This window comes from Piscirickettsia litoralis (genome assembly GCF_001720395.1).
GTDB classification, from domain to species: Bacteria; Pseudomonadota; Gammaproteobacteria; order Piscirickettsiales; family Piscirickettsiaceae; genus Piscirickettsia; species Piscirickettsia litoralis.
Genome location: NZ_MDTU01000001.1, coordinates 789,696 through 815,129 on the forward strand (window position 1 = coordinate 789,696; position 25,434 = coordinate 815,129).

Consider the following 25,434-nt stretch of genomic DNA (forward strand, 5'->3'; position numbering starts at 1 on the left):
AAAGTGCTTTTTAATGAAATACTTGATCATATAGGAAAAAAATAACAGTGATAAATAATAATAGTCTTTATTATTATTCTGTTGATATCTCGCCATTAAGCCCCAGTAAAAAGCAAGTTGTCATAACAGTATTATTGCAGCATTTACAAGCATTAATCGAACAACTCTTGCCAATGGGGAGTCAAGTGAAATTTAAATTAAACCTACCTTAAAAGCTGGATAAACGATAATGAACTTTATGATGTACTGGCATCCGATTGCCGATATTATACAGAAAACTGAAGAACTAAAGCGCAGTAACAAGCTTGGTAAAGAGCAATATATGGATCACCTAGTGTCGGCACGACATAGTATTCGTAAAGCAAGCAAAAAACTAAAAGAATCTTTAGATGCTAAGTTTAATTCTCGTATTAGTTACCTCATTCACTTTCCAGTGCTAGCTTACTGTGATGAAATTGTTAATAGTGCTAATCAGCATAAAGATGTTCAATGGCCATTGCTGCAACAAGAGTTTTATAACACAACCAATGGCGGTGAGGATTTTTTTGTTGCCTTAGATGATGCTCTCCAACAAGCCTATACTCCAGCGGTCTATGAAGTTTTCTTTTTCTTATTAAAATCGGGCTTTAAGGGACAGCTTATTGATAATGAAGCGAAACGAGATGACTATATCGAGCAATTAGAGGCAAACCTAAAAGGCCAAGATAACTATCAAGAAGTATCAATAAAAGAGTTAATTGACCTTTCTTCACTAAAAGCGAGTGAAGAGATCATTGCTAAAATGATCAAACACAATCCATTACGTCATATAAAGCGCTATTTATTCCTGTATGCAGGTGCAATAATGCTGCTTATTTACCTCATTTATCTTTCTGTGCTTGCTCTATGAGAACATCAAGATGACAAACGACAATCATTTAACTAGACATTTTAAAAAAATCAGTGATCAAGCACAGCTTGATAACCATTCTCTCACTACAGACCTTAAATTAGTTTTATGCCAACTTGAGCGTCGTATTAGTGAAAAAGATATCACTCTGACCGAGGCGTATGCACTTATTAATCAGGCTGAATATATTGTAGAAGCTTCTTTGAGGTAATTTTGTGAATAATTTTCTTACTTATCTAAATAACCCTATCATCATTGGCGCAATTGGTCTTGGCGCACTTTACTTATGCTTCCAACTTTTCAGGCGCTTATTTTCCTTGCTAAAACGCTTTAAGCCAAAAAATACCCGATTAAGCTTCTCATTCCGTTTTAAACGAAACCCCTATGAAAAAATTGTTAAACAATTCAAATCTAAGCTGCCTTTTATCGTTCGCTTAACTTTACAACGCCACCAAAAATACTTATATATCAACACTGCAAATGACGAACTAGTTCAAGGGCTCACAGATTACAAGCGCTACTCTTATCACTTTTATCCTGAATATAAACAACATGCGGACATGGGCTTGTATTTAACAAGCAAGTATTTAATAACAGAGCTCAAAAATGAATCACTGCATGATAACTCAAAGGAAAATAACCAACTAATTACTAAATCTTGGCGCCCAATTATCAAAGACCAAATTCCAATTACACTTGTTTCTATCGATGCTAAGCTATTATTTTCAGAAGATCCAACAGCAATCGAAACACTCTGTGACTCCATTCGCAATAAAATCAATATCATTGCCTATTCGAAAAGAAAAAGCATACCCGTCTGCCTTGTCATTGCCAATTTGCATCAAATTCCTGGCTTCAAAGAATTTAATGAAGTCCTAGAGCATTTACGCATTAATAACTATATTCTCTTTGATAAAGAAGTTGATCTTGAAAAGCTTCAACGCTTCGTTGAGCTTGTTTCTGCAAAACACTTGAATTTTATGCTTAATAGTTCAAGGCCTGAACGTTACTTGGATATTATCCACTTTATTAAAAATTTTGAAAATGCACTTCCCTTATTAACAGAAGCTATTCGTATCATCACTTATAATGATGAAGTGCTCCCAGCGCCAACACTGCTTGGGCTTTTTCTAACCAATTATAATGAAAAGTCGATTGGCAATCTTTTTCCTTTATTTGACCAACAACGTAAATATTACCAAAATCCAAAAACAAAAATTACGGCAATAGCTACCGCTGCAGTCATTGCAGCCACTTCGGTCTCTGCTTATAAGAACCTTTCGTTAGCATCAACTTACACCACATCAGCGGCTTTAATTAATCAAACACAAAGCACTCCACAAGCGACAGTCATTGCTTATGGGCGCTTACTTGATAATCTTAAAAGTCAATACCAAGCAGATAGCTGGCTGCATCTTTTTCCCGCCTCTCTCGCTAAAAATAAAGTTCATCAAGAAATTGCCAATGACTTATACAGCCGCTTTATTCTACCGGCATTAACTAATACAAATAATAGCAATGTGTTATTTTACAGTTTATTTATTACTGAAGTTCAACACAACTCCGCATTAGCTAAAAACATCGAAAACAATCTTAATCTTTGGTCGAATGTCACCGGAATTCCAGCCTCAGTTATTCACCTTTATATCAAATTTAACAAACAGTCACGAATTAAATCTCTTAATGAAATCCAGTTCAACAGCGATTTACTAAAAACAAGTGGGCCAAGTGACACCTTGCGCTATAGCTACTTTAAACAAATGCTCAATTACTTTACATCAACACCAGAGTCAGACTTAAGTCAATTACGACATTTCCAACAAGAAGTCTCTCGGCCGCTGTTAAAAACCCAAACAGACTGTTATCTACTCAGTCAGATCTGGCCAAATATGCGAGATAATTTTGCAAAAAATGTTCAAGATTTTGTAAAGTCTTATATGAGTGCGGAGGGCAATATTTGCAATCAAACCGCTTCACCTTCGCAAAAACTCATGACGGTTGCAGAGGCTATTTCACAAACAGACTTAACAACAAGGCCCCCGACACAAGGCTTAAGTAGTCTGGTATCGCGTCTTTCTCAACAAGTTTCTCAATACCAAGACCGCAAGCATGTAAATAACCTAACCTTGCAGCAATGGTCAACCGTTGTTCGCAATGCTGAAATCAGTCAGACTATTTCTCAATTCATCAACCATAATAATACGCTAAATCCCGACCAAATTATTTTTGGCAGTCAAAATGCCTTCGCACCTGTTGAGCTTAATCAACTTAATGCTGGCAAATTTATTATTACGGGTCAATATCAAATTCCCGGCAATTATACTGCAATTGCATTTAAAACGACATTAGAACCTGTCCTCGCTCAGTATCAGCTCCTAGTTAACCGTCTTAATGCAGCAGGTGTTCCCACAATAGGTTTGCAAGAATTTATTGCCTCAACGCTAAACAGCTATGCTGCAAATTATTTAAATTATTACTCTAATTTATTCAATTCATTTAGCTACAAAATTCATTCTATTAGTGATTTAAAATTATTGCTAATGGAATTAACGACAATTAACTCACCATTGCGCCACCTCATCAGTGTTGTTAATGCAAATACAACGCTACCAACTAAAGCCCAATTGAGCTTTATGCTTCCTGTGGTCAGCCACTTTAATAAATTACACTCTTTATTAAGCACAAATGGTGTAGCCAACTCAAACTATGATGCTTACACTATGATTTTAAATGGCATTTATCAGAGTATCCTTCAAAATGCTAATCTTAATGCAAATAATGGCTACTTGAATATCAATGATGTATCATCTAACTTAAGCAAACAACTCTCTGCAATTGGGCGCATGTCACTGGATATTTATACCGGTGATACCAACTCTTATCTAAAAATAACGCAAAATTGGCTAAAAAATGTTGGAATCCCCGATGACCTTGCTCCATTATTTAAAAAACCAATTTTAGCTTTATATAATCTTGGTATCCAGCAAGTACAAACACAACTCATCTCAGTGTGGAACCAACAACTCACACCAATGTTATATACACTTGCGAGCAAATTCCCGTTTTCTAGTGATTCCAGCAAAAATGTTGATATTAACGAACTTACTGCAAAAATTGGCCCAAATGGTCAGTTCTGGGCACTATTTAATCAAAACTTTAAACCCTTTTTAGTTGCAAATGGAGACCAGTGGACAACACGCCATATCGACTATGGCTCGATTATTATTCCAAGCAATATCCTTCATACTATTAATGCAGTCTCGCATTTACGTAACACGCTGTGGAATGAGCAAGGTGAGCCACAAGCAATTCATTACCAAGTGCTAGCCGATCAGCTACCTACGCTGATGGTCAACAATCAAAACATTATTCTTTCCTATCTCACCTTAGGAACGAATGATGTCTACGGTATTAATAGCAAACCTATTTGGAAAGCATTAGACTATAAGTGGTGGACTCCCCAACCAACCTCAGTCGGCCTAGAAACAGCGGTCAGCAAATACCACAGCTATGATGTCTTCGATGCAAACTGGGGCCTCTTTAACATCCTCAACAAAGGCTATAGTCAAGATGGTCAGACCTGGAGCTGGAGCCTCCCTGTCGGCCCTAGCGTCGTTAATATTCACTTCAAATTTAAGACCAACCCTTGGAAATTATTCCATATCACTAATGAAAAAAGAAAATAACCGTCTAAAAATCAACCAATAAAAACAAAAGGGCTTAATTTCTGCCCTTTTGCTTCTTTAAACTCTCACGCAATTTATCGCTAATCTACCCAATACACAGGTTATTCTAGCTGTTAGGTAGTCACTACTCTAGCCTATAACAGATAATCCTCATATCATAAAAACCGATCAGAGTTCTTCATTTTGAAGATTGAGAGTACACTGTGATCAAGAGAGTAAAACTGTCAAAGTATTACTCACTTTGTTTGGAGCTGGTCGCAACATTTTAAGAAATATAAAGTATTGCATCAGCTCTATTTTTTGATCAGCAAGGAAAGGAATTGAACTATGCTCTTTCATTCCTATTTAAAATTCACTCCATTAGTTACATTAATTTCCTTATTTTTTGCGAAAATAAACCCACTAGCAATTCAATTTTAAACGAGTTAAGCATATGAAAAAAACAATACCAATTAACATGCTAGTTTTAATTGCTTTTATATCAATCAGCTTCTTTATAACTTCAAGTAATCTTCACAAAGATTACAAAAAATCTGCAGCAAGTCACTGTGATCAGCTAGGGAAGCAAGCAAGGCAGCTGTGTGAAGAAAAGGCGATTATAAACAAATTGTAAAACATTAGATATATCACAGATAAGCATTATTTAAATCTATGCTCTTACACCGATGCCCTTATAAAGACAATACCAAGCAATCAAAAAAAGCAGCAGAGTAAAGCCAACAACAGCGCTCAATGATAGGCTTATCGGTGTTGTCGACACACCTAATAAAGCATAGCGAAAAAGATCAATGATATAATGAATCGGATTAAATAAAGACACTCTCTGCCAAAAAAGAGGCAGTGCCTTAATGCTATAGAAGACTCCTCCTAAGTAAATAAGCGGTGTTAATAGAAATGTAGTCACGATTGATGTATCATCAAAACGTCTAGCTAAAATACCATTAATAAAACCTGCAAAAGAAAATAATGTACTACACAGTAACAGGCTAAATAAGGCAAATAATGGATGAGCAATATCAAATCTAACAAATATCAAAGAAACCATTGCAACTAAAAAACCAATCAGCACGCCTCGTAAAATACCACCGGAAGCATAGCCGATGATAATACTCCAGCTGGGCAGAGGTGACACTAAAATTTCCTCGATAAAACGTGAGTAACGAGAGATATAAACAGAGCTTACCACATTAGAATATGCGCTATTAATAACTGCCATCATAATCAACCCTGGCACGATAAAAAGCATATAATTCATTCCTGCCATGCTACCAATACGTTGACCAATCACTTGACCAAAAATAAGAAAGTATAAAACACTAGTAATTAAAGAAGGAACAAAGGTTTGTGGCCAAATGCGTAAAAACCGGTTGACTTCTCGTACTGTTAAGCCATAAAGACCAACTAAAATCTTACGACTCATGCGACTACCCTATTAATTTTTTCGTTTTCATTAATAATATCCATAAATAATTTCTCTAAACGATTCTCTTTACTATTTATACGCTCAATTAAAATCCCCTTTGCCATCAGTGCAGCAATCAAAGAAGCTACATCTTGCTGCTGATTTAAAACGACTTCAATTTGATAATCGTTGATTTTAATCAACTCATATTGCTCTATTACCGGCAGCTCTTTCAATGGCGAATTTAAATATAATTCAATAGACTCATTTTTTAATATTTTTAAATAAAACTTCGTTTTTTTATATCTTTAATAATTTGACCATGATTAATAATTGCAATGCGGTCACATAAGCGCTCAGCTTCTTCTAAGTAATGCGTTGTTAATATAATTGTCAGCCCTTGTTTATTTCTTTCCTCTAGAAACTGATAAATTCCCTGGCGCACTTCAATATCAACCCCTGCGGTGGGTTCATCCAAAATTAACACTTTAGGGTCATGAATCAATGCCCGTGCGACCATCAAACGCCTTTTCATTCCTCCTGATAGGGTTTGTGCTGCTTGCTTTCTTTTTGCTGTTAAGCCAACTTCATCAAGTAGTTGGTCAACTTTAAGTTTTGCTTGGGCTTGGACAATGCCCTGAAATGATGCTTGATTTAATAAAATCTGCTCAACACTTTCAAAAGGATTAAAATTAAACTCCTGTGGAACAACGCCTAATTCTGCTTTTGCTTGTAAGGGTTTTTTAGCTAGATCATAGCCGTTAATTACAATCTGGCCCGAAGTTTTATTCACTAAGGTTGTTAGTATCCCTATTGTTGTTGATTTACCTGCACCATTTGGACCGAGTAAAGCAATAAACTCGCCAGCTTGAACCTCTAAGCTCAAATCGGTTACAGCACTAAAACCATTTTTGTATGTTTTATTGAGGCTTTTTATTGAAATTACAGCAGCCATAACTCTCTCTCAAAGTGAATAAATCGCTCTAGCAGTGTACTCAATAAAAAAGCTCGGGTCAACTATATTTCTAGAAAAATAGAAACTAATGACAAGACGGTGACAGTGATTCAAAATTGTTTCTTACTTAATTATGAAAGATCGCGGAGTATCACTTTAAGGCTTTTCGCATTTCTTCTTACAGCACTTTTCAGTGAGAAAGCCGATGAGTTCTTCTAAGCGCCCATAGACGGGTACGCAACAAAGCTTTTGCTTATCCGGCAATTGCTCAACTAGGCCCACAGCCACAAGGCGTTTGACATGATGACACAAGGTTGAGGCTGGAATGGACAATTTACACCCCACCTCTCCCATGGTGACCCCTTCGGAGCCTGCCTCAATCAGTAAGCGGTAAATCGCTAACCGTTTAACATGACCTAACTCTGCCATACAGGCCGCTGCTGCTTGTATATCCACAATAAACTCCACATTTTCGGCCTATTTTATGCAATTCCCACCAAACAGGTCAAATTTGAAGTAACGTTATTGAGGTATTAATAGTACATTGTTAGTGACTTTTGAGTATTCTCACGTCTTCAACAGTCTAATCTCGTTAGCACAATGATTAACAGCAGCTGTAAGTATTACTGACTTGCTGAAACTAGGGATGCAGGATAAACTGAAGGCATAAAAATATACCGTAATAAGGAGTTGGTTTAATGACACATGACTACGCCATCCTCAAAACAAGCAGTGCAAATTGCCCAGAAGATTTCTATCACGCCCCATGCTTGACAGAGGTCGTCAACCTTGACACTCCTGCTGTTGATGCTTTTATCGACTTTAAAAATAATCCACCACTTTCTATCTTTGCAGATGCTAAACTAGACGATGCAATTAGAGAGGCTAATTATTCCGTTGCTCATACATTAATTGTAAAAAATCAAGATGTTAACATGCTCGGCCTCGTCTCGTCTCGTCAGCTCCACGGCGAGCTCCCTGTCCGTATTAGCCAAGACCGCGGCACGCCCCGCTCCAACATTACCGTCGGTTTGGTCATGTTTCCTATAGAGGAGCTGCTTTGCATCGATTACAAACTCATTGCAGGTGCACGTGTTGGCCATATCGTTGATACTCTCCATGAAAAACGCACGCCCTATCTCTTAGTTCGTGATGACGAACAACCTCAGATGATTCGCGGCATGTTTTCAGCTTGGCAGCTCAGCAAGCAAATTGGCACGCCGAGCATTGCTAATCATTTATCAGAAGCCTCGTCTTTAGCGGAATTAAGTCGCAGAAGTTCTTAACTTATAGGCTCTTTTTTGAGCCTGCACCTCGCTCTATTCAGTGTTATACTATGGCCTTGAATCATTCAAGGAGCTAGTCTCAATGAAAGAATGGGGCATCAAAACGCGTGTCACCTTACTCACACTCGTCCCAACACTTACTATTTCCATTCTACTTGGCAGCTATTTTATTAGCATTCGCTTACAATCGCTGGAACAAACACTGCAACAGCGCGGCAATGCCTATATCAGCCAACTCCTTCTTGATACCCAGGCTCGCTTGCTCACCCACCACGGCTCACTCAAAGAGGTGACCGACGCGGCTGTTACCTACAGCGATGTCGAAGGCGCTTCGGTCTTTGATACCAATGGCCGCCTCCTCGCCCATACGGGTAAAAGCATCAACCTCGACGATATGGAGCTGTTCTCGCCCAGCGCCCTCAGCCACCCTGAGCAACGCACCATGACTAGCGGGACTAACCTTGTTTTTCTCGTCCCCATCACCCCAAGCCATGCCAGCGCAAGTTACGATAATGCCAAGCCCATCGGCTGGCTGGCACTGCAAATGACTAGAATCCCAACGATTCTCAATCAATATCAGACGTTTTTTGTCACCTTATTTATTATCTGTATTGGCCTCACCATCAGTGCTCTGTTTGGCCTAAGGCTCGGTAAAGATGTAACTGACCCTATCTTGCAACTTGTTGATGCAATTAAGAAGCTAAAAGAGGGCCAACTCGATACCCGAGTTCATACGGGGGCCGGTGGTGAATTGCAATCGCTGGAAGCGGGTATTAACAGTATGGCGGTTTCCCTCAATCGCTCCCATGAAGAATTACAACAAAGTATCGAGCAAGCCACAGCCGACCTGCGAGAAACTCTCGAGACAATCGAAGTACAAAACATAGAGCTCGATATTGCAAGAAAGCAAGCCTTAGAAGCCAGTCGAGTTAAATCCGAATTCTTAGCAAATATGAGTCATGAATTACGCACTCCATTAAACGGCATCATCGGCTTTGCAAATTTATTGCTTAAAGCAAAACTAACAACGCGCCAAGCGGACTACGCTTCAACCATACACCGATCGGCCGAACGTTTACTCAGAATTATCAATGATATCCTTGATTTTTCTAAGATCGAAGCAGGAAAAATGCTATTAGAACCTCAGATGATCACCTCACGTGACTGCTTTGAAGAAGCCTTAATGCTACTCGCACCCAGCGCACATGAAAAACGTTTAGAACTCGCCTTTATTATGTACAGTGATGTGCCAAACCGTATCATTGCCGATCCGTTGCGCCTAAACCAAGTCGCCACCAATCTCATTGCCAATGCAATTAAATTTACCCTAAAAGGGCGTATTGTTGTCCGCCTTTCTCTAGAAGATGAGCAAGACGATAATATTATTTTACGTTTTGAAATAGAAGATACTGGGATTGGCCTCTCAAAATTACAACAGCGCAATTTATTTCAAGCCTTCACCCAAGCAGACGCGAGTACAACACGAAAGTACGGCGGCACCGGACTTGGCCTTGCCATATGTAAACGCCTCGCCGAACAAATGGGAGGCAACATTGGTGTTGAGAGCGAGGAAGGTGCTGGCGCCAAATTCTGGTTTACTTTTAAAGCAAAACGGGTAAAAGAAGAGCAGAATCAACTCACTTTATTTACACATAAACAAGCATTACTCTATGAACCTTACGAAGCAACACAGGCTTCTTTACGCCATTTATTACAACTTTGGGGCTTTCACGTTATTTGTACTGAACATTTGCAGCGCTTAACCGCCTTAGCTCAAGAAAATCAGCCTGATATTATCCTAATTGGCACTAATACCATTGAAGAGTCAGAAAAACTGCAAAAAGAAACACTCCCCAAAATCAGCGCAAGCTGCCATAGCCCCATTGTTCTGCTCGCCAATTGTTCAGAAGAAATGCTTTATAACAGCCAAAAGCCAGCTGAAGCATCAGCACTCATTGCCAAACCCGTGCGCCACCTTTATCTTTTACAGCAGATCACCGCCTTGCTCGATAAAGACCAACCAGCCACAATCAACGAGCAAAACAACCCATTGCTCTTGCCAACACCTTCTGAGCACAATAATATCCATGTTTTAGCCGTTGATGATAACAGTGCGAACTTAAAACTTGTTGTTGCTTTGCTCGAGCAAATTGGCGTCTATGTCTCTACAGCAACCAATGGTATCGAAGCGATTGAGCTGTTCGAAAAACAGCACTTTGACCTCGTCTTAATGGATGTTCAAATGCCTATTATGGATGGTATTCAAGCCTGTAAAGAAATCCGCAAGATTGAAAAGGCACTCGGCCAACATACCCCAGTCGTTGCTTTAAGCGCAGATGCGACCGGCCATAAAGAGATCATTCAAGAAGCTGGGCTAGATGACTACCAAACCAAGCCCATCAATGAAAATCAACTACGATCACTCATCTCGCGTTGGACCAATACTGAGATTAAAACGCCTTCAAAAGCAATGACACCCTCTTACTCAACAACAGAGCATAATTGGCCCATGCTCGAGCATATTGATATCAACGAGGGCATAAAGTTAACCAGTGGCAGCGAAGCGCTCTTTTTTGAGCTACTCGAATTACTCGTCAAGCGCCTCCCTGAAGATCTTGACGCAATTACAACAGCATTTAATACAAAAGCCTTTGATGAACTGAGGCACCGTGTTCATAAGTTACACGGAGCAAGCTGCTATTGTGGCACACCAAGACTCAAAGAAATCTCTGCAGAACTTGAAAAACAGCTCAAACAGACACAAAATAATCATAAGCTTGAGCCCTATACAACTGAACTTCTAGCCAGTATCAGAGGTGTGCTCAGCGATGCTGAACAGCTAGCTAAAAGTAACCCTCGCCACTTTAGTAGTAAGGCATCATAGCCAGTTCATGATCAAGATGAAATGCGGCCATGTTTGCACTTTGTAAGGCATGGCTGACTTTTTGGAATAAATGGCTTATATCCCCCACAGCATACACACCAGCAACCGATGTTTGATAAGAGGAATCTACAGTAATAATACCTTCTTCTGCGACATCAACCCCCAAACTCCCGATTAACTCTTGACCATTCAATTCAAATTCTAAATGAATAAATAGCCCTCGCCGCTGAATTTCTTGATCACTATCTAAGTTTAAAGTAATAAATTGACCTGGCTCTCCAACAACAGATATGATACTTTGCCTATTAATCTTGATATTTAGTTCATCAAGTTCCTGCTGTTGCTCTACGCTTAAATTTGCTTTACCCTCAGTAAAAACGATCAAATCATCTGTCCATTTATGAATGATCTTTGCCATCATATAAGCCTCATCATTTGGGCTATAAATGGCCAAGGGCTGATTTTTTAACTCGTAAGCAATGCAGTACGGGCAGTGAAAAATATTATGGGGCCAAAATGGCTCAATTCCTTTAATATTTGGTAAAAGATCCGTCACACCCATCGCCAGTATAATACGTTTAATGACACGCTCATTGTTATCACTTAAGCTCATTAAAAAGTCATCACTTTCTTCACGTTTGACCACGGTATCAATAGCGAGGTGGCAGCGCTCTACATGTTGAAACGCTCTAATTTGTTCATTTGTCTTTGCAATAATTCGTCCCGGTGCTTTTTTTCCATAACCCACTAAATTGTACATCTTCTGCGCTGATGCATTTCGAGGAGATTGCCCAGAATCAAACAACAACACACGCCGATTGGCATTACCTAAAAATAAAGCTGCCGCTAAACCTGAAAAACCTGCACCAACGATGGCAACATCATAATCACAAGAATTCACAGAATTACCTTTTATTATTTAATAAATTAAAACTAAAGATTACAATACCCAATATTCAAACATTATTGAACCAACAAAATGACAATAATTCTTTACTCAGCTTGGATATGTTGCAACATCCGTTGAATATGGCAAAGCAAGGATAAATGCTTAGGCTTCGTTAACAAAGCTTCGTCTGCAAGCATAAAGCTCCAGTCTGCATAAGATGTTACAAAACTGCGATGTTTTTTTCTTGCTTCTCGGACTACATGCTTAAAAGCTGGATAGAATACGTCTTCATGCAACTCTATACAACGAAAAATTTCTTTAATTTTAGCATCGTCATAAGGGCACGCTGCGCGTATCGCTGAACTTAACTCCATTTTATATCCCCTATCATCCAAAATGAGGTAGCTTCAAGGTAAGGGCAGCAACAACTGTTGTCAAGAATTAATGATATTACATTACGGCATACCCAAATTTTAATGTAACTAGCACCAAAAATAACGATTTGATATTTATCAAATAACAGCCATACTTAAAATGTAGTCTCCACACTACGATTGTGAAGAGAAAGAGGTTTCTCCGTAAGATCTAGCCCTGAATCGCCAAAGTCAGGGCTTTTTTATGGCTAAAATGAAGCATTAGCTCTCTAAAATAACAAAAGCGACAGCGTAGTGCTCCTCATCACTCACCGTTAAATGATGATTTTTTACATTCATCTGACCTGCCAATTCTAGTGCTTTTTTAAAAAATATTAGCTCCGGCTTGCCCTGCTCATTATGACAAGTTGCAATATGTTTTAAGCTCAACCCATCAACAAATCCCGTCCCAAATGCTTTTGCTGTCGCCTCTTTTGCGGCAAAACGTTTGGCTAGATAACGGGAGCGATGCTTGGCTTTTAAAAAAAGGCGTATACTCACCCACCGATAAAATTCGCTCTGCAAAAGCATCACCATGACGCTCCAACAATCCATCAAAGCGAGCAATCTCGACAATATCCGTGCCAATCCCAACAATCATAAACGCGCCTGAATTAAAATATCACGCATCTCTTTAACCGCAGCCGCTAGCCCAGAAAAGACGGCACGAGCAATAATGCTATGACCAATATTCAACTCACTTATCTCAGTAATCGCTGCGATTGCATGAGTATTGTGATAGTGCAAGCCATGCCCTGCATTGACAATCAGGCCCTTATTACGTGCATATTTAACCGCTTTTTCTAAACGAACGAGCTCTTGCTGCTGCTCTTGTCCATGCGCCTCAGCATAGGCCCCCGTGTGCAACTCGATCACCGGTGCACCACACTCAACCGCTGCATCAATTTGATCAAGCTCAGGATCAATGAATAAGGAAACTTCCGTGTCAACCGCAGCAAGACGCTCACAGGCCGCCTGCACCGACTGTAAACTACCTACCACATTCAAACCACCTTCGGTTGTCACCTCTTCACGACGCTCAGGCACTAAGCATACGCACTCTGGCTTTATAGATTCTGCAATGGTGACCATCTCATCCGTCACTGCCATCTCAAGATTCATTTTTGTTTGTAACACTTCTTTTAACAAGCTTACATCCCGATCTTTAATGTGACGGCGATCTTCACGCAGATGAATTGTGATTCCATCAGCGCCCGCTCCTTCTGCAATCAGTGCGGCTTGCACAGGTTCTGGATAAATACTGCCGCGGGCATTACGCAACGTCGCAACATGATCAATATTAATTCCTAATAAAGCAGGCTGTGCCATACTAAGCTCCTTTAAATTGTTTAAATAACTCACGAGATTTTAATGTCCGATCACGCAAATAATATTGCAAATACATGCGCATTATCTTTTTAGCATCGCTTTTTTCTAATTCAGTATCAAAACGATTATTTTTTAATGCCAGCAAACTTGCTCCCTGGCAAACCACTCCCATCGTTGGCTTACGATTAACCGGCCAACATTCAGGCAAATGCTCGACACGCAGCCAATAATATAAGTGAGTCTCTATCGCCTTGCCTTTTACATCCTGGTCAAGAACCAACTCATACCCCATGGTCTTTAATAATTGGTATTCAAAACGTCGCAGCTCTGGCTCTAATTCAGTTTCTTTATTCGACAAGGCTTCTAACAACTCACGATAAATAAAGCAAAAAAGCCTCATCACCCTGACCTTGCGGTAATAAGTGCATCGTCAGTTCGTTCAAATACATCGCCATTGCAAATGATAAACCGCGCCATAACGCTTGTGGTTCACAAGACGAGACTTCTTTTAACGTCCCTAACCCAGAGCGTCTTTGCCACGTCACATGCAATAAACTAAAGGGCTGCAATACCCCTTGCCAACGCGTCAAATTAGCACGCCCACCTGAAGCAATACAGCAGATCTTTCCTTGATCACGTGTTAAAATATCAAGTAAGACACTGGTATTTTTATAAGGCCGTCGCTGAACGATATAGCCCAAGCTCTGGCATTCTTCTGCTGCCACTTAATCTACTCATCATAGCCCAAGCTATGTAAAGCACGCTCGTCATCAGACCAACCTGATTTTACTTTCACCCAAAGCTGAAGGTGGACGGGAGCGGCAAACAGGTTTTTCATATCGATACGCGCCTGACTACCGATTTCTTTTAAGCGCTCGCCTTTTTTGCCAATAACGATTTTCTTTTGTGCTGGACGCTCGACTAAGATCACCGCACTAATATCCAAGCAACCATTGTCTTGTACATTAAATAAATCAATTTCAACGGTGATTTCATAAGGCACTTCCTCACCGAGCGAGCGCATCAGCTTTTCACGAACAATTTCTGCAGCGAGAAAACGCTGTGAACGATCAGTAATCTGATCTTCATCAAATAAAAATGGCCCTTCAGGTAATAATTTATCAATCGCATTTTCTAAAGTCTTTAAATTATCACCCTTATACGCTGAAACAGGTATGACTTCAGCAAAGCCCATCGCACCTGATAAATCTTTTAACTTAGGTAATAATTCTTCTTTATTTTTGATTAAATCAACTTTATTAATCACCAGAATCACCGGAATATTGCGATTTTTTAATTTAGTGACAACCAACTCGTCTTCTTCGGTCCAGTGTCTTACATCAACAACAAAGACCACTACATCAACGCCAATCAAAGCATTATTAGCTGCACGATTCATATAACGGTTAATGGCTTTTTTCTCGTTTTTATGCAGCCCTGGCGTATCGACATAGACCGTCTGTAAATTTTCTTCGGTTTTTACGCCCATAATCTGATGGCGTGTTGTCTGCGGTTTATGCGATGTAATGCATAATTTTCGACCGATCATTTGGTTTAATAAGGTTGATTTACCCACATTCGGACGGCCAACTAAGGCGACGGTACCACAATATGTTTTTTGCTCTGTCATTGCTGTAACTCCTGCAATATTTTCGCAGCAGCTTCTTGCTCAGCACGGCGCCGGCTTGTTCCACTACCTTTTTGACTTATGTTTAAAATCTCTATACGGCACTCAACATGAAACGTCTGCTCATGTGCTTTGCCCTCTATGCGTAATACTTCATACTCTGGCAAAATATCATGCTTTGCCTGTAAATATTCTTGTAGGCGTGTTTTTGCATCTTTACTATGTGTTTGCTTATGCACCCCTGCAATACGTTGATCAAACCAACGTAAAATCGCCGCGCGTGCCGCTTCTATGCCCGCATCTAAATAAATCGCACCAATAATCGCCTCCACCGCATCAGCCAAAATAGATTCACGGCGATAACCACCACTTTTTAGCTCGCCGGTGCCTAAGTGCAAAAACTGTCCGACTTCAAATTCATTCGCAACTTGCGCTAAGGTCTCACCTTTAACTAAACTTGCACGAAAGCGGCTCAATTCACCTTCTTGTGACTCAGGAAAGCGATTATATAAGGCATCGGCAATCACAAAACTTAAAATAGCATCGCCTAAAAACTCTAAACGCTCATTATTGTTCGAGCGGACACTACGGTGCGTTAATGCACTTGTTAATAACGCTTCATTAGTAAATTGGTAGCCGATAGCTTTACATAAATCCAAAACAGGTCTAATCATTCATCTCTCACTAAAAATTAAGGAATAAGGTGGCCAATACGACTCCAGCGCACACTGAAGTTTTTACTATCCCAGCTCATCCACACGAAAAAAAGCCTGACCTATAATATTTTCACGTGGGACAAACCCCCAATAGCGACTATCCTCGCTATTATCCCGGTTATCCCCCATGACAAAGTACTCACCTTGCGGTACTTTTAAATCTTTAAAACTAAACGAGCGCACCCCGATATCCTTATAAATCGGGTACTTCACACCTAATAAATTTTCTTGAAAACGCTGCTGGCGACGCATCGCACCGGCAATACGCTCTGCTTGGCCTTGAGAAACTTCTTTAACCAACTTGCCATTCACATAAAGCCGTTTGTTTAAATAGCTTAAGCGATCCCCTGGCACACCAACGATACGCTTAATAAAGGGTACACTCGCATTCACCGGCCAACGAAAAACAATCACATCCCCACGCTTGGGAGCTGAAAATTTAACCAAGGGTTTATCCGTTAAAGGCCATTCAATGCCGTATTTAAATTTATTAACGAGTAAAAAATCACCCACCAATAAGGTCGGCTCCATCGAACCACTCGGAATGCGAAATGGTTCTACAACAAACGAGCGCAACACTAAAACAATGAGTAATACTGGAAAAAAAGACCGCGCATAATCTGCAATCATCGGCAACTTTAATGTTTCACTAGGCCCAAGCCCAGCATCAAGTGCCGCTTTGACACGCTTTTTCTGTAAATAAAAACGATCAACCGCCCAAATCAGACCAGATAAAATCGTCAACACTACAAGCCAGAAAGTAAAATCCAAGCCGCTCTCCTTTTCCCAGCCGCAGCTTAATGAATCAAGCTGCCAATGCGATCCCAACGCACACTGTGATTAACACTATCCCAGCTAAAAAAGCGTCGCCACGCTTTACCGATTAAGTCTTTCTCTGGCACCAAGCCCCAACCACGACCATCATCACTATCATCACGGTCATCGCCCATCATTAAGTATTCACCTTTCGGAATCACCAAATTTGTGAAATTCTCGCTCGGCCTGTCTGGAATCACATAAATATGATGTTTTACTCCCAGCAAATCCTCAGAGCGCTCTTCAGCATTAATCCACTGACCTTCTCCCGTATAAACGCGCTTGGCCGGACTGATAAACTTCTGCGTCGCCACTTTGCCATTAATCGTCAGCACTTTATCATTGTAACTGACCACATCGCCCGGCACACCAACAACACGCTTAATAAACACCGCTTGTGGGTTAACCGGCCAATGAAATAGTGCGATATCACCTCGTTTAGGCTCGCCCACTGGAATAATTTTAATATTCGTCAATGGCAAGCGCACCCCATAGGCAAAATTATTCGCCAGCACATAATCACCAACATCCAAAGTCGGCAATAGCGAACCTGATGGCACAACAGATGGTGAGACAATAAAAGAACGTATCACTAACACGACTAAAAAGACTGGGAAAAAGCCACGCGCATATTCAACAACTTTTGGCTCAGCCATCTCTTGCTTAGCCCGTGCTTTTTTCCATAGTAATTTATCCATCAACCACAGTGCACCGGAGATCATCGTCAAGCTGACTAAAATCCAGTCAAAGTTATTCGCTAAGCTGCCATGAAATAAATAAATTATTGTAATAAATAAAACGAGGGGAAAGGCACTATACCCCTGCTCAATCAGCTTATTGTCCGCCATCGCCGGTTGCGCATAACGTACCGCCGTCATCACCCCAGTGATCACAGTTAAAATCGATAAAATCCAAATGATCATTTATTATCCACCTTCAAAACAGCTAAAAATGCTTCTTGCGGAATCTCAACACTGCCGACTTGCTTCATCCGTTTTTTACCGGCTTTTTGTTTCTCTAAGAGCTTACGCTTACGCGAAACGTCTCCACCATAACATTTGGCCGTCACATTTTTACGTAAAGCTTTTACCGTTTGGCGGGCAATAATATGCGTACCGATGGCCGCTTGAATCGCCACATCAAACATCTGCCTTGGAATCAAACTTTTCATGCATTCGGTCAATTCGCGGCCGCGTGAAAAGGCATTATCACGATGGACAATTAAGGCCAAAGCATCGACCTTATCACCATTAATCAATACATCAAGCTTAATCAAATCAGCAACTTGGAAACGCTTAAAGTGATAATCGAGCGATGCATAACCGCGGCTGACTGATTTTAAGCGATCAAAGAAATCTAAAACCACTTCATTCATCGGCAACTCATAAACAAGAGATACTTGATTACCCATATATTCCATACGAGTCTGTACACCACGCTTTTCATTACATAAAGTCATGACCGCCCCGACATGCTCTTGTGGCACCAGAATACTGGCTTCAACAATCGGTTCACGCACTTCATCAATAAAATTCGGCTCAGGTAGTTTCGATGGGTTATCCACGTAAGAAACATTGCCTTTCTTATCTAATAACTCAAAAACGACTGTCGGTGCCGTGGTAATTAAGTCCAGATCATACTCACGTTCCAAGCGCTCTTGAATAATTTCCATGTGCAGCATCCCCAAGAAGCCACAACGAAAACCAAAACCCAAAGCATCCGAGCTTTCTGGTTCATAAAATAGCGCCGCATCATTAATGCTAAGCTTCTCAAGAGCTTCACGAAAACCTTCATAATCATCAGAGCTGACTGGAAATAACCCAGCATATACCTGCGGTTTAACCTTCTTAAAGCCGGGTAATACCTCTTCTGCTGGCTTATGGGTATGGGTTAAGGTATCGCCCACCGGTGCGCCATGAATCTCTTTGATTCCAGCGACAATATAGCCCACTTCTCCGGCGGCTAGGATTTTTGTGCTGGTTAATTTAGGAGTAAAAATGCCGACATCATTAACGACATAAGAGCGCCCTGTTGACATCACCGTGACTTTTTCACCGGCTTTTAAAGTTCCCTCTTTAACACGAACTAAAGACACCACCCCCAGGTAACTATCGAACCAAGAGTCAATAATCAGCGCTTGTAATGGTCCTTCTCGATTCCCTTCTGGCGCAGGAATTTCTTTCACCAAGCGCTCTAATACATCAGTAATGCCGATACCACTTTTCGCACTACAGGCCACCGCATCGGTCGCATCGATACCGACAATGTCTTCAATCTCTTGAGCGACACGATCAGGGTCCGCTTGCGGGAGGTCAATTTTATTTAAAACCGGAATGACTTCTAAGTCTTGATCGATCGCCGTATAGCAATTAGCCACCGTTTGAGCTTCAACACCTTGTGCTGCATCGACAACCAATAACGCCCCTTCGCAAGCAGCTAGAGAGCGCGAGACTTCATAGGAAAAGTCGACATGGCCTGGCGTATCAATGAAATTCAGCTGATAACGCTCACCGTCGTTGGCGGTATAGTACAAGGTCACACTCTGTGCCTTAATGGTAATGCCACGCTCTCGCTCTATGTCCATAGAATCAAGCACTTGAGCTTCCATTTCGCGCTCAGACAAACCACCACAGGTTTGAATAAAACGATCAGATAAGGTCGACTTACCATGGTCAATATGGGCAATAATTGAAAAATTTCGAATCTGTTTTAGTGCGGTCACAATCTACTTCTTATCTCTATCGGCATCAGTTAAATGACAAAATTGTTCCCCATTTTACTGAATCCTCCGCCAAGAGGCAAAAGTTATCGCAAGTTAAAGCACCTTTATTGATTTTACTGTAGCAACAATGGCTTAATGTGCTGGTCAATGGACTCACGCGCCCGGAAAATCCGTGAACGCACCGTTCCCACCGGACAGCTCATAATTTTAGCGATTTCTTCATAACTGTAGCCTTCAATCTCGCGTAATAAAATGGCTTGACGCAACTCTTCAGGCAAAGCCTCAACCGCGTAAATAATACGTGCCTCGATCTCATCGCGCATGGCCAAATGCTCAGGCGTACTAAACTCACGCAAGCGCCCATATTGTTCAGCATCGTAAGAGTCGATATCTTGCGCCGGTGGCCGACGGCTCTGCGCCACTAAATGATTTTTCGCGGTATTGACCGCAATGCGATAGAGCCAGGTATAAAAAGCGCTTTCACCACGAAACTCACCCAAGGCCCGATAGGCTTTTAAGAAGGCTTCTTGAGAGATATCCAAAACCTCGTGCGGGTCAGAGATATAACGCCCGATCAATTTGCCGATTCGCTGCTCATAACGCCTGACGAGTAAATCAAACGCCCAATCCTGACCACCTTTCACTTCACGAACTAAGTCTTGGTCAGGCAGCTGTTTTGCTGCAACTACTCGCATATCGCACCCCCAAAACACACTTTGGGCGCACACGGATCATTACACTTAAATCATCGCGCCTCTTCGCGCTATTTGACCATTCCATGGCATTAAGCGACAATGCCATGTGTTTGTACCCGTTATCTATATTGTAGTCGATAAACATGAAGCAAAACTTTAACCATGACATCACCATCATCGGCAGCGGCGCTGCGGGAATCAGTCTCGCACTAAGGCTTGCCGAACATGCCAATGTTGCCCTACTCACTAAAGGCTCCCTCACCGAAAGCTCGACTCTCTATGCTCAAGGTGGCGTTGCTGCTGTTCTTGACGAAGGCGATAGCTTATCTGCTCATATCCAAGATACACTTACCGCCGGTGCGGGCCTTTGTGATGAAACCGCGGTCAGCTTCACCGTTGAAAACGCACGGGAATGCATTCATTGGCTGATAGAGCATGGCGTGAAGTTTACACGTGGTGATGACAATGAATATCACTTAACCTTAGAAGGGGGCCATAGCCATCGCCGGGTGATCCATGCCGCCGACGCGACAGGCCATGCTCTAGAAACCACGCTGGCCGATTTAGTCCGCTCCCACCCTAATATTTCTATCTTTGAATACCATACAGCTATAGATATTATTAAAGACACTGAGTCAGGTCGCTGCGTTGGCTTCTATGCTTATAACGGCCAAACCCATACTGTTGACTCTTTTAGTTCAAAATGCACTGTTCTTGCGACGGGTGGCGCTAATAAGGTCTATTTATACTCCAGCAACCCCGACGTTTCTAGCGGCGATGGCATCGCCATGGCCTGGCGTGCCGGCTGCAAGGTTGCCAATCTAGAGTTTAACCAATTTCACCCGACCTGCCTCTATCACCCTGAAACACGCTCCTTTCTATTGACAGAAGCTTTACGCGGCGAAGGCGCTCACCTATTGCTACCCGATGGCACACGCTTTATGCCTCAATTCGATGAGCGCGCCGAACTTGCCCCACGCGACATCGTCGCTCGTGCCATTGATCATGAGATGAAGCGGCTAGGTATCCCTTGCGTTTATCTCGACATTTCCCATAAAGATCAAGAATTTATTATCAACCATTTCCCAACGATTCATGCACGCTGCCTCGACTTAGGCATAGACATCACCAAAGAGCCCATCCCCGTCGTCCCAGCTGCTCATTACACCTGTGGCGGCGTGGTGATCGACCATCATGCTCGTACTGATGTTCCCGGATTATACGCCTGTGGTGAAGTCTCTTATACCGGACTACATGGTGCCAACCGCTTAGCCAGCAACTCATTACTCGAGTGCTTTGTCTATGCAGCCGCTGCAAGCCAGCACATCCTGGAAAATTTAAAGGCAATGCCGACTCCCGCCACACCGATTCCTTGGGATGAGAGTCAAGTCGTTGATTCTGATGAACAAGTGATGATCATGCACAACTGGGATGAAGTGCGTCGCTTTATGTGGGATTATGTCGGCATCGTCCGCTCGAATAAACGCCTGGCCCGCGCCAAACGCCGCATTGCTCTATTACAGCATGAGATCGATGATTACTACAGCCATTTTAAAGTCAGCAATGACCTCATCGAACTACGTAATTTAACTCTAGTCGCTGAACTCATTATAGAATCAGCAATGAACCGCCATGAAAGTCGTGGTTTGCACTACACCCTAGATTACCCAGAGAAGGAAAAGAACCCTAAGGCGACGGTGTTGATTCCACCTCATTATGAGGGTAAGCGCGCAGCAGAACTTTAAGCCGCCGGTAAACTGTGCTAGGGACGGCATCATAAAATACCGGGATAAAATAAAGTCGATAGCGGCCCGGACAACGCAAGGCAATAATCAAACAGAGTTTAGAGATAAAAGTCGCATGCAAAACCAAGCACCCCTCGCCTCGCATCCCCTTCTTTTCACGAAATTGCCATAGCTGATCACCACTATTCCAAGACAACCAACTCACTCGATAAGACCAATAACGATAACTTAAAAACAAGCTATATATAAAACATCCAAAGCTTAACAATAAAGCCAAGATAACAGGCGTTGCACTTAACCAAATCGCTAATAATGCAATCAAGAAAAGCCCCCACAGCAAAATAAACCAAGCTTTGGAAGCAAAAATAACGCCATTAAAGCCGGGCATACTCAAGCACAACCGCGACAATTTCGGCAAGTTCAGGGTCTTTTGGCACCTCCCGTTGAGTAAACCAAACAAATAAGTCCTGATCCGCTTCTGAAAGCAGTTTACAAAATAATTCTTTATGACGATCTGAGGACGTATCATAGGCCTTTTCGACATAAGGCTGTAACACTAAATCCAGCTCTAACATGCCACGACGGCAAGCCCAGCGTAATCGTTTACTATCGAGTAACATAACTCTCCTATGTGCTGACAAATAATCGGTTAGGCAGTATGATGCACACCATACCATGATCTTGTCCAGGAGAAAATTATATGCCCACTTCATGGCAGCAATGCATCGATAATGACCCAAAGATTACCCTAGATTCTGCGCTCACGCTCGATACTCATAATCACATGTATCTAACAGCGCTCACACACACAGAAATACTCACCCTCGATGCGGACCTACAAAAAGCCAAAGACCTCATGCAGGGCCAATTTACTTGTGATTTAAATCAACTCTCAGCAACAAATAGCCTATTAGGTGCTTGCTGTAACCCACAAGGCCGTATTTTAGCCACCTTTCGCATTTTCTACTATAAAGGCAATTATCATCTCAGCATGCAGCAAGGCACTGCCAAATTACTAAAAGACCATCTTGATAAATTTGCCATATTCTATCGCGCTAAGCTCATAATCAACCCAAAAATAAAAGCACTGGCCTTAATCGGTACGCCTGCGAGTGATTATATTAATGAACATTTTAACGCATCACTCACTCACGCCAATCAACAAATTAATGAAAATAACATCGCAGTAATTCAAGCCCCCGGTGAAAAGCGCTATGAGGTTTATGGCCAAGAAAATGAGTTAACATCATGGCTCAATGAAAGCAGCTTCGCTACGGCTCCAGCATTAAACTGGTATCAAGGCAATATTCAAAATTATATTGCTGAAATCACGCCAAGCCTATCGGGGCAATTCCTCCCCCATGATCTGGGACTGGATAAGACAAACGTTATTGACTTTAATAAAGGCTGCTACTCTGGCCAAGAGATCATCGCCCGTATGCACTATCGCGGCACGCCTAAGCGTTCAGGCTTTGTCATTCATTGGCAAGGCGATTTCGCCTGCCCGGGTGATATTATCTACGATGAACATGAAAAAAAAGCGGGCGTGATTATCAACCCAATCAAACTAGAAAATAATCAAAATATTGCCCTTTGCTCGCTCAATCATCAACAGCTAGAAAATACGTTAACCATTCACCAGCACCCTCTACAGGTTCAGGCTCTGCCCACATCCAGCAATGATTAAAGATTGATCATTTAAATTAATTTTAATCAGTATAAAACATTTAAAATAAAGCTTAGGATAAATCCTTAAGGATTTGGGGTTTGTCCGCGCTTTCACATATACTTGTGAATAATTGAAGTTATAAAGTAGTACAAAATTATGTTAAAACAAGTCCTTATAATTATTTCCCTCTCTATTTTCAATCGTCATTTTTGGCAGCTATTTACACTATATTCTTAATATTTTGCTCGATATTTACCACTGGCTGCGCAGCTTACTCAATCAAGTATTCTCACAAGGCATGATCGCTCAAACGCTAAGCGGCACACTCGCCTTGCTCATTCCTGCTTTATTTTTAGGCGGCATCGTCACCTGCATCTTATGGCTACTCAAACGCCCTGCGACAACGGCATTCATCGCCACAGTTTGGGGAGTCTGGCTATTACTGATTCCTTTGATCTACTTAAAAGGCAGCGGCACGCTTTAAAAAATGCCTGGCGGGAAAAACTGGTAGGCGAAAATGCCTACCGCAACAAACAGGACAACAACCAACCAACGCAACTTGCGACAAAAGCGACAAACTCGTTTATGCGGATTCCGTTTTCCTGTCATAATGCGACCTCATCAGTTTAATTTAGCTCTCAACATGTAATAGCTCACGTTCAAACATACAGACGATTTCAAAGGCATTTTCGATAAAATCACCTTGTTTTATCTCAATGGGCTGAACCCCTGCCAACAAGCTTGTAATTTCATCACTACTATCATCGAGGTCAAGCTTGCCTTGCTTTTTCTGCTCAGCCAGCAACCACACCGCAAACGTCGAATACAAAGCATCATCTCGATCTTCGGTGGCAGAGAGTGTTTCAACAACATGCTTCTCATTAATACTCAAAAAACTCTCATAGACCTCTTCTGCATCAGTAAGCTTTAACAGTAAGGTTTTATTTTCATCAATAAGGTCTTTATCTGCACTGTGATCGGCAATCACTTCATAACAGCGCTTGCTCAGCTCTTCTAAGTAATTTTTAAAGTGATAAGGCATCTAAAACTCCCCTTGATATAGTTAAGGATAAATAACAACACACAGTAGCGCTAAAATATTAACACAAACTTAAATAATTAAGAGGGTTGCGCCCACTTTAATATTATAATTCCTATCATAATCAAGCCGATAGCCAGCCACTGTAAAAAATTTAAGCGCGCAGCGAACATATAATAATCAAGTACACAAATAAAGACCAACCCTAAGCCACACCAAATCGCATACACAACTCCCATATCTAAGCGCTTCATTGCCAAACTCATCAGCACAAAACATACCGAATAGAAAGCAAACACACCAAAAGCAGGCCAAAAACGACTAAAACCATAAGACAGCTTCATACATGCTGTTCCTAAAACTTCAAATACAATAGCCCCTAATAAATACACCCAACTCACAACCACCTCCAAAATAACAGTTTATATTTAACCATAGTTTAAAAAAGCAGCCAAAAAATAAACACCGACCTTACTCACCCAAATTAGTCACATCAACTCTGGTCAAGAACGAATAAAATCAAATAAACAAAATAAACAAAATAAACAAAATAAATAATTTGACTTATTAAAATAATTAATAGAATATAACCCACGAAAAATAATAAGCCTTACGGAGCGGACTATGCAGCACTCAATCCACGCTTCTTTAAAAATAAATTTACAATTTAAA

30 protein-coding genes are annotated in these 25,434 nt (G+C 41.3%); 8 read left to right on the top strand and 22 right to left on the bottom strand.

Going from position 1 to position 25,434, the window contains the following annotated elements; all coding sequences use genetic code 11:
- The first annotated feature begins 238 nt into the window (after positions 1–238).
- Genes BGC07_RS03790 through BGC07_RS03800 form a run of 3 tightly spaced genes read left to right on the top strand, consistent with a single transcriptional unit; the run spans position 239 to position 4,575 of the window.
- A complete protein-coding gene (locus tag BGC07_RS03790; protein WP_235602904.1) occupies positions 239–889 on the top strand; it encodes a DotU family type IV/VI secretion system protein in 651 nt (216 codons plus the stop codon).
- Between the two features lie 10 nt (positions 890–899).
- Complete coding sequence (locus BGC07_RS03795; RefSeq protein ID WP_069312019.1) at positions 900–1,100, top strand: hypothetical protein; 201 nt, start codon at positions 900–902, stop codon at positions 1,098–1,100.
- A gap of 4 nt (positions 1,101–1,104) precedes the next feature.
- Positions 1,105–4,575 (top strand): type VI secretion system membrane subunit TssM, encoded by a 3,471-nt coding sequence (locus BGC07_RS03800; RefSeq protein WP_069312020.1) that lies wholly within the window; start codon positions 1,105–1,107, stop codon positions 4,573–4,575.
- Between the two features lie 649 nt (positions 4,576–5,224).
- On the opposite strand, the gene BGC07_RS03805 is transcribed toward BGC07_RS03800, so the two are convergent.
- From BGC07_RS03805 to BGC07_RS03815, 4 genes are all read right to left on the bottom strand, one after another.
- On the bottom strand, positions 5,225–5,995 hold the full coding sequence (locus BGC07_RS03805) for an ABC transporter permease (RefSeq protein WP_069312021.1): 771 nt from the start codon (positions 5,993–5,995) through the stop codon (positions 5,225–5,227).
- Positions 5,992–6,180 carry a hypothetical protein gene (locus tag BGC07_RS21690; protein WP_162272288.1) on the bottom strand — a complete coding sequence of 63 codons (189 nt, stop codon included), beginning with the start codon at positions 6,178–6,180 and terminating at the stop codon, positions 5,992–5,994. The genes BGC07_RS03805 and BGC07_RS21690 overlap by 4 nt, the downstream gene beginning before the upstream one ends.
- Before the next feature lie 77 nt (positions 6,181–6,257).
- Complete coding sequence (locus BGC07_RS03810; RefSeq protein ID WP_162272289.1) at positions 6,258–6,932, bottom strand: ABC transporter ATP-binding protein; 675 nt, start codon at positions 6,930–6,932, stop codon at positions 6,258–6,260.
- Positions 6,933–7,088: 156 nt separating this feature from the next.
- Positions 7,089–7,388, bottom strand: coding sequence for an ArsR/SmtB family transcription factor (locus tag BGC07_RS03815; protein WP_069313793.1), 300 nt, complete (start codon positions 7,386–7,388; stop codon positions 7,089–7,091).
- 242 nt (positions 7,389–7,630) lie between these two features.
- Between BGC07_RS03815 and BGC07_RS03820 the strand changes: the two genes are divergently transcribed.
- The gene (locus tag BGC07_RS03820; RefSeq protein ID WP_069312022.1) at positions 7,631–8,218 is read left to right on the top strand and encodes a CBS domain-containing protein; all 588 of its coding nucleotides are present in this window, start codon (positions 7,631–7,633) and stop codon (positions 8,216–8,218) included.
- Between the two features lie 82 nt (positions 8,219–8,300).
- Complete coding sequence (locus tag BGC07_RS03825; protein ID WP_069312023.1) at positions 8,301–11,102, top strand: ATP-binding protein; 2,802 nt, start codon at positions 8,301–8,303, stop codon at positions 11,100–11,102.
- On the opposite strand, the gene BGC07_RS03830 is transcribed toward BGC07_RS03825, so the two are convergent.
- From BGC07_RS03830 to rpoE, 13 genes are all read right to left on the bottom strand, one after another.
- Entirely contained in the window at positions 11,083–12,003 is a 921-nt protein-coding gene (locus BGC07_RS03830) for an NAD(P)/FAD-dependent oxidoreductase (RefSeq protein WP_069312024.1), read from the bottom strand. The genes BGC07_RS03825 and BGC07_RS03830 overlap by 20 nt on opposite strands.
- Before the next feature lie 92 nt (positions 12,004–12,095).
- Entirely contained in the window at positions 12,096–12,365 is a 270-nt protein-coding gene (locus BGC07_RS03835) for a hypothetical protein (RefSeq protein WP_069312025.1), read from the bottom strand.
- Positions 12,366–12,626: 261 nt separating this feature from the next.
- Complete coding sequence (gene acpS, locus BGC07_RS03840; protein ID WP_235603351.1) at positions 12,627–12,899, bottom strand: holo-ACP synthase; 273 nt, start codon at positions 12,897–12,899, stop codon at positions 12,627–12,629.
- The gene (locus BGC07_RS21695) at positions 12,799–13,005 is read right to left on the bottom strand and encodes a 4'-phosphopantetheinyl transferase superfamily protein (RefSeq protein WP_235602905.1); all 207 of its coding nucleotides are present in this window, start codon (positions 13,003–13,005) and stop codon (positions 12,799–12,801) included. The genes acpS and BGC07_RS21695 overlap by 101 nt, the downstream gene beginning before the upstream one ends.
- Positions 13,002–13,733 carry a pyridoxine 5'-phosphate synthase gene (pdxJ, locus tag BGC07_RS03845; RefSeq protein WP_069312026.1) on the bottom strand — a complete coding sequence of 244 codons (732 nt, stop codon included), beginning with the start codon at positions 13,731–13,733 and terminating at the stop codon, positions 13,002–13,004. The genes BGC07_RS21695 and pdxJ overlap by 4 nt, the downstream gene beginning before the upstream one ends.
- A gap of 1 nt (position 13,734) precedes the next feature.
- Entirely contained in the window at positions 13,735–14,133 is a 399-nt protein-coding gene (recO, locus tag BGC07_RS03850) for a DNA repair protein RecO (RefSeq protein WP_069312027.1), read from the bottom strand.
- Positions 14,105–14,458 (bottom strand): DNA repair protein RecO, encoded by a 354-nt coding sequence (gene recO, locus BGC07_RS03855; RefSeq protein WP_069312028.1) that lies wholly within the window; start codon positions 14,456–14,458, stop codon positions 14,105–14,107. Before recO (BGC07_RS03855) ends, recO (BGC07_RS03850) begins: the two co-directional genes overlap by 29 nt.
- A gap of 5 nt (positions 14,459–14,463) precedes the next feature.
- The gene (gene era / locus BGC07_RS03860) at positions 14,464–15,363 is read right to left on the bottom strand and encodes a GTPase Era (RefSeq protein ID WP_069312029.1); all 900 of its coding nucleotides are present in this window, start codon (positions 15,361–15,363) and stop codon (positions 14,464–14,466) included.
- Positions 15,360–16,034: a ribonuclease III gene (gene rnc, locus BGC07_RS03865; protein ID WP_139121612.1), complete on the bottom strand. Its 675-nt coding sequence runs from the start codon at positions 16,032–16,034 to the stop codon at positions 15,360–15,362. Before rnc ends, era begins: the two co-directional genes overlap by 4 nt.
- Positions 16,035–16,100: 66 nt before the next feature.
- Positions 16,101–16,847, bottom strand: coding sequence for a signal peptidase I (gene lepB / locus BGC07_RS03870; protein WP_235602906.1), 747 nt, complete (start codon positions 16,845–16,847; stop codon positions 16,101–16,103).
- Between the two features lie 26 nt (positions 16,848–16,873).
- Positions 16,874–17,815, bottom strand: a complete 942-nt coding sequence (gene lepB / locus BGC07_RS03875; RefSeq protein ID WP_077216745.1) for a signal peptidase I — start codon at positions 17,813–17,815, stop codon at positions 16,874–16,876.
- Positions 17,812–19,614 carry a translation elongation factor 4 gene (gene lepA, locus BGC07_RS03880; protein WP_069312030.1) on the bottom strand — a complete coding sequence of 601 codons (1,803 nt, stop codon included), beginning with the start codon at positions 19,612–19,614 and terminating at the stop codon, positions 17,812–17,814. Before lepA ends, lepB (BGC07_RS03875) begins: the two co-directional genes overlap by 4 nt.
- 113 nt (positions 19,615–19,727) lie before the next feature.
- Positions 19,728–20,309: an RNA polymerase sigma factor RpoE gene (gene rpoE, locus BGC07_RS03885; protein WP_069312031.1), complete on the bottom strand. Its 582-nt coding sequence runs from the start codon at positions 20,307–20,309 to the stop codon at positions 19,728–19,730.
- 143 nt (positions 20,310–20,452) lie between these two features.
- Here rpoE and nadB point away from each other — a divergent pair, with 143 nt between their 5' ends.
- Positions 20,453–22,054, top strand: coding sequence for an L-aspartate oxidase (gene nadB / locus BGC07_RS03890; RefSeq protein ID WP_069312032.1), 1,602 nt, complete (start codon positions 20,453–20,455; stop codon positions 22,052–22,054).
- On the opposite strand, the gene BGC07_RS20040 is transcribed toward nadB, so the two are convergent.
- Positions 21,996–22,442 carry a protein YgfX gene (locus BGC07_RS20040; protein WP_158006861.1) on the bottom strand — a complete coding sequence of 149 codons (447 nt, stop codon included), beginning with the start codon at positions 22,440–22,442 and terminating at the stop codon, positions 21,996–21,998. The two genes, nadB and BGC07_RS20040, sit on opposite strands and share 59 nt — an antisense overlap.
- Positions 22,429–22,674, bottom strand: coding sequence for an FAD assembly factor SdhE (locus BGC07_RS03895; protein ID WP_069312033.1), 246 nt, complete (start codon positions 22,672–22,674; stop codon positions 22,429–22,431). Before BGC07_RS03895 ends, BGC07_RS20040 begins: the two co-directional genes overlap by 14 nt.
- An 80-nt stretch (positions 22,675–22,754) precedes the next feature.
- Between BGC07_RS03895 and ygfZ the strand changes: the two genes are divergently transcribed.
- Together ygfZ and BGC07_RS03905 are read left to right on the top strand one after the other, a co-directional pair.
- Positions 22,755–23,741, top strand: coding sequence for a CAF17-like 4Fe-4S cluster assembly/insertion protein YgfZ (ygfZ, locus tag BGC07_RS03900; RefSeq protein WP_069312034.1), 987 nt, complete (start codon positions 22,755–22,757; stop codon positions 23,739–23,741).
- 223 nt (positions 23,742–23,964) lie between these two features.
- Positions 23,965–24,207, top strand: coding sequence for a hypothetical protein (locus BGC07_RS03905; RefSeq protein ID WP_069312035.1), 243 nt, complete (start codon positions 23,965–23,967; stop codon positions 24,205–24,207).
- Here the strand turns inward: BGC07_RS03905 and BGC07_RS23025 are convergent.
- The 3 genes from BGC07_RS23025 to BGC07_RS03915 all read right to left on the bottom strand — a co-directional run bounded on the left by BGC07_RS23025 (position 24,204) and on the right by BGC07_RS03915 (position 25,163).
- The gene (locus BGC07_RS23025) at positions 24,204–24,332 is read right to left on the bottom strand and encodes a hypothetical protein (RefSeq protein WP_268801604.1); all 129 of its coding nucleotides are present in this window, start codon (positions 24,330–24,332) and stop codon (positions 24,204–24,206) included. The two genes, BGC07_RS03905 and BGC07_RS23025, sit on opposite strands and share 4 nt — an antisense overlap.
- A gap of 22 nt (positions 24,333–24,354) precedes the next feature.
- The gene (locus tag BGC07_RS03910) at positions 24,355–24,765 is read right to left on the bottom strand and encodes a hypothetical protein (RefSeq protein WP_069312036.1); all 411 of its coding nucleotides are present in this window, start codon (positions 24,763–24,765) and stop codon (positions 24,355–24,357) included.
- A gap of 77 nt (positions 24,766–24,842) precedes the next feature.
- Positions 24,843–25,163 (bottom strand): DMT family transporter, encoded by a 321-nt coding sequence (locus BGC07_RS03915; RefSeq protein WP_069312037.1) that lies wholly within the window; start codon positions 25,161–25,163, stop codon positions 24,843–24,845.
- Positions 25,164–25,434 lie beyond the last annotated feature (271 nt).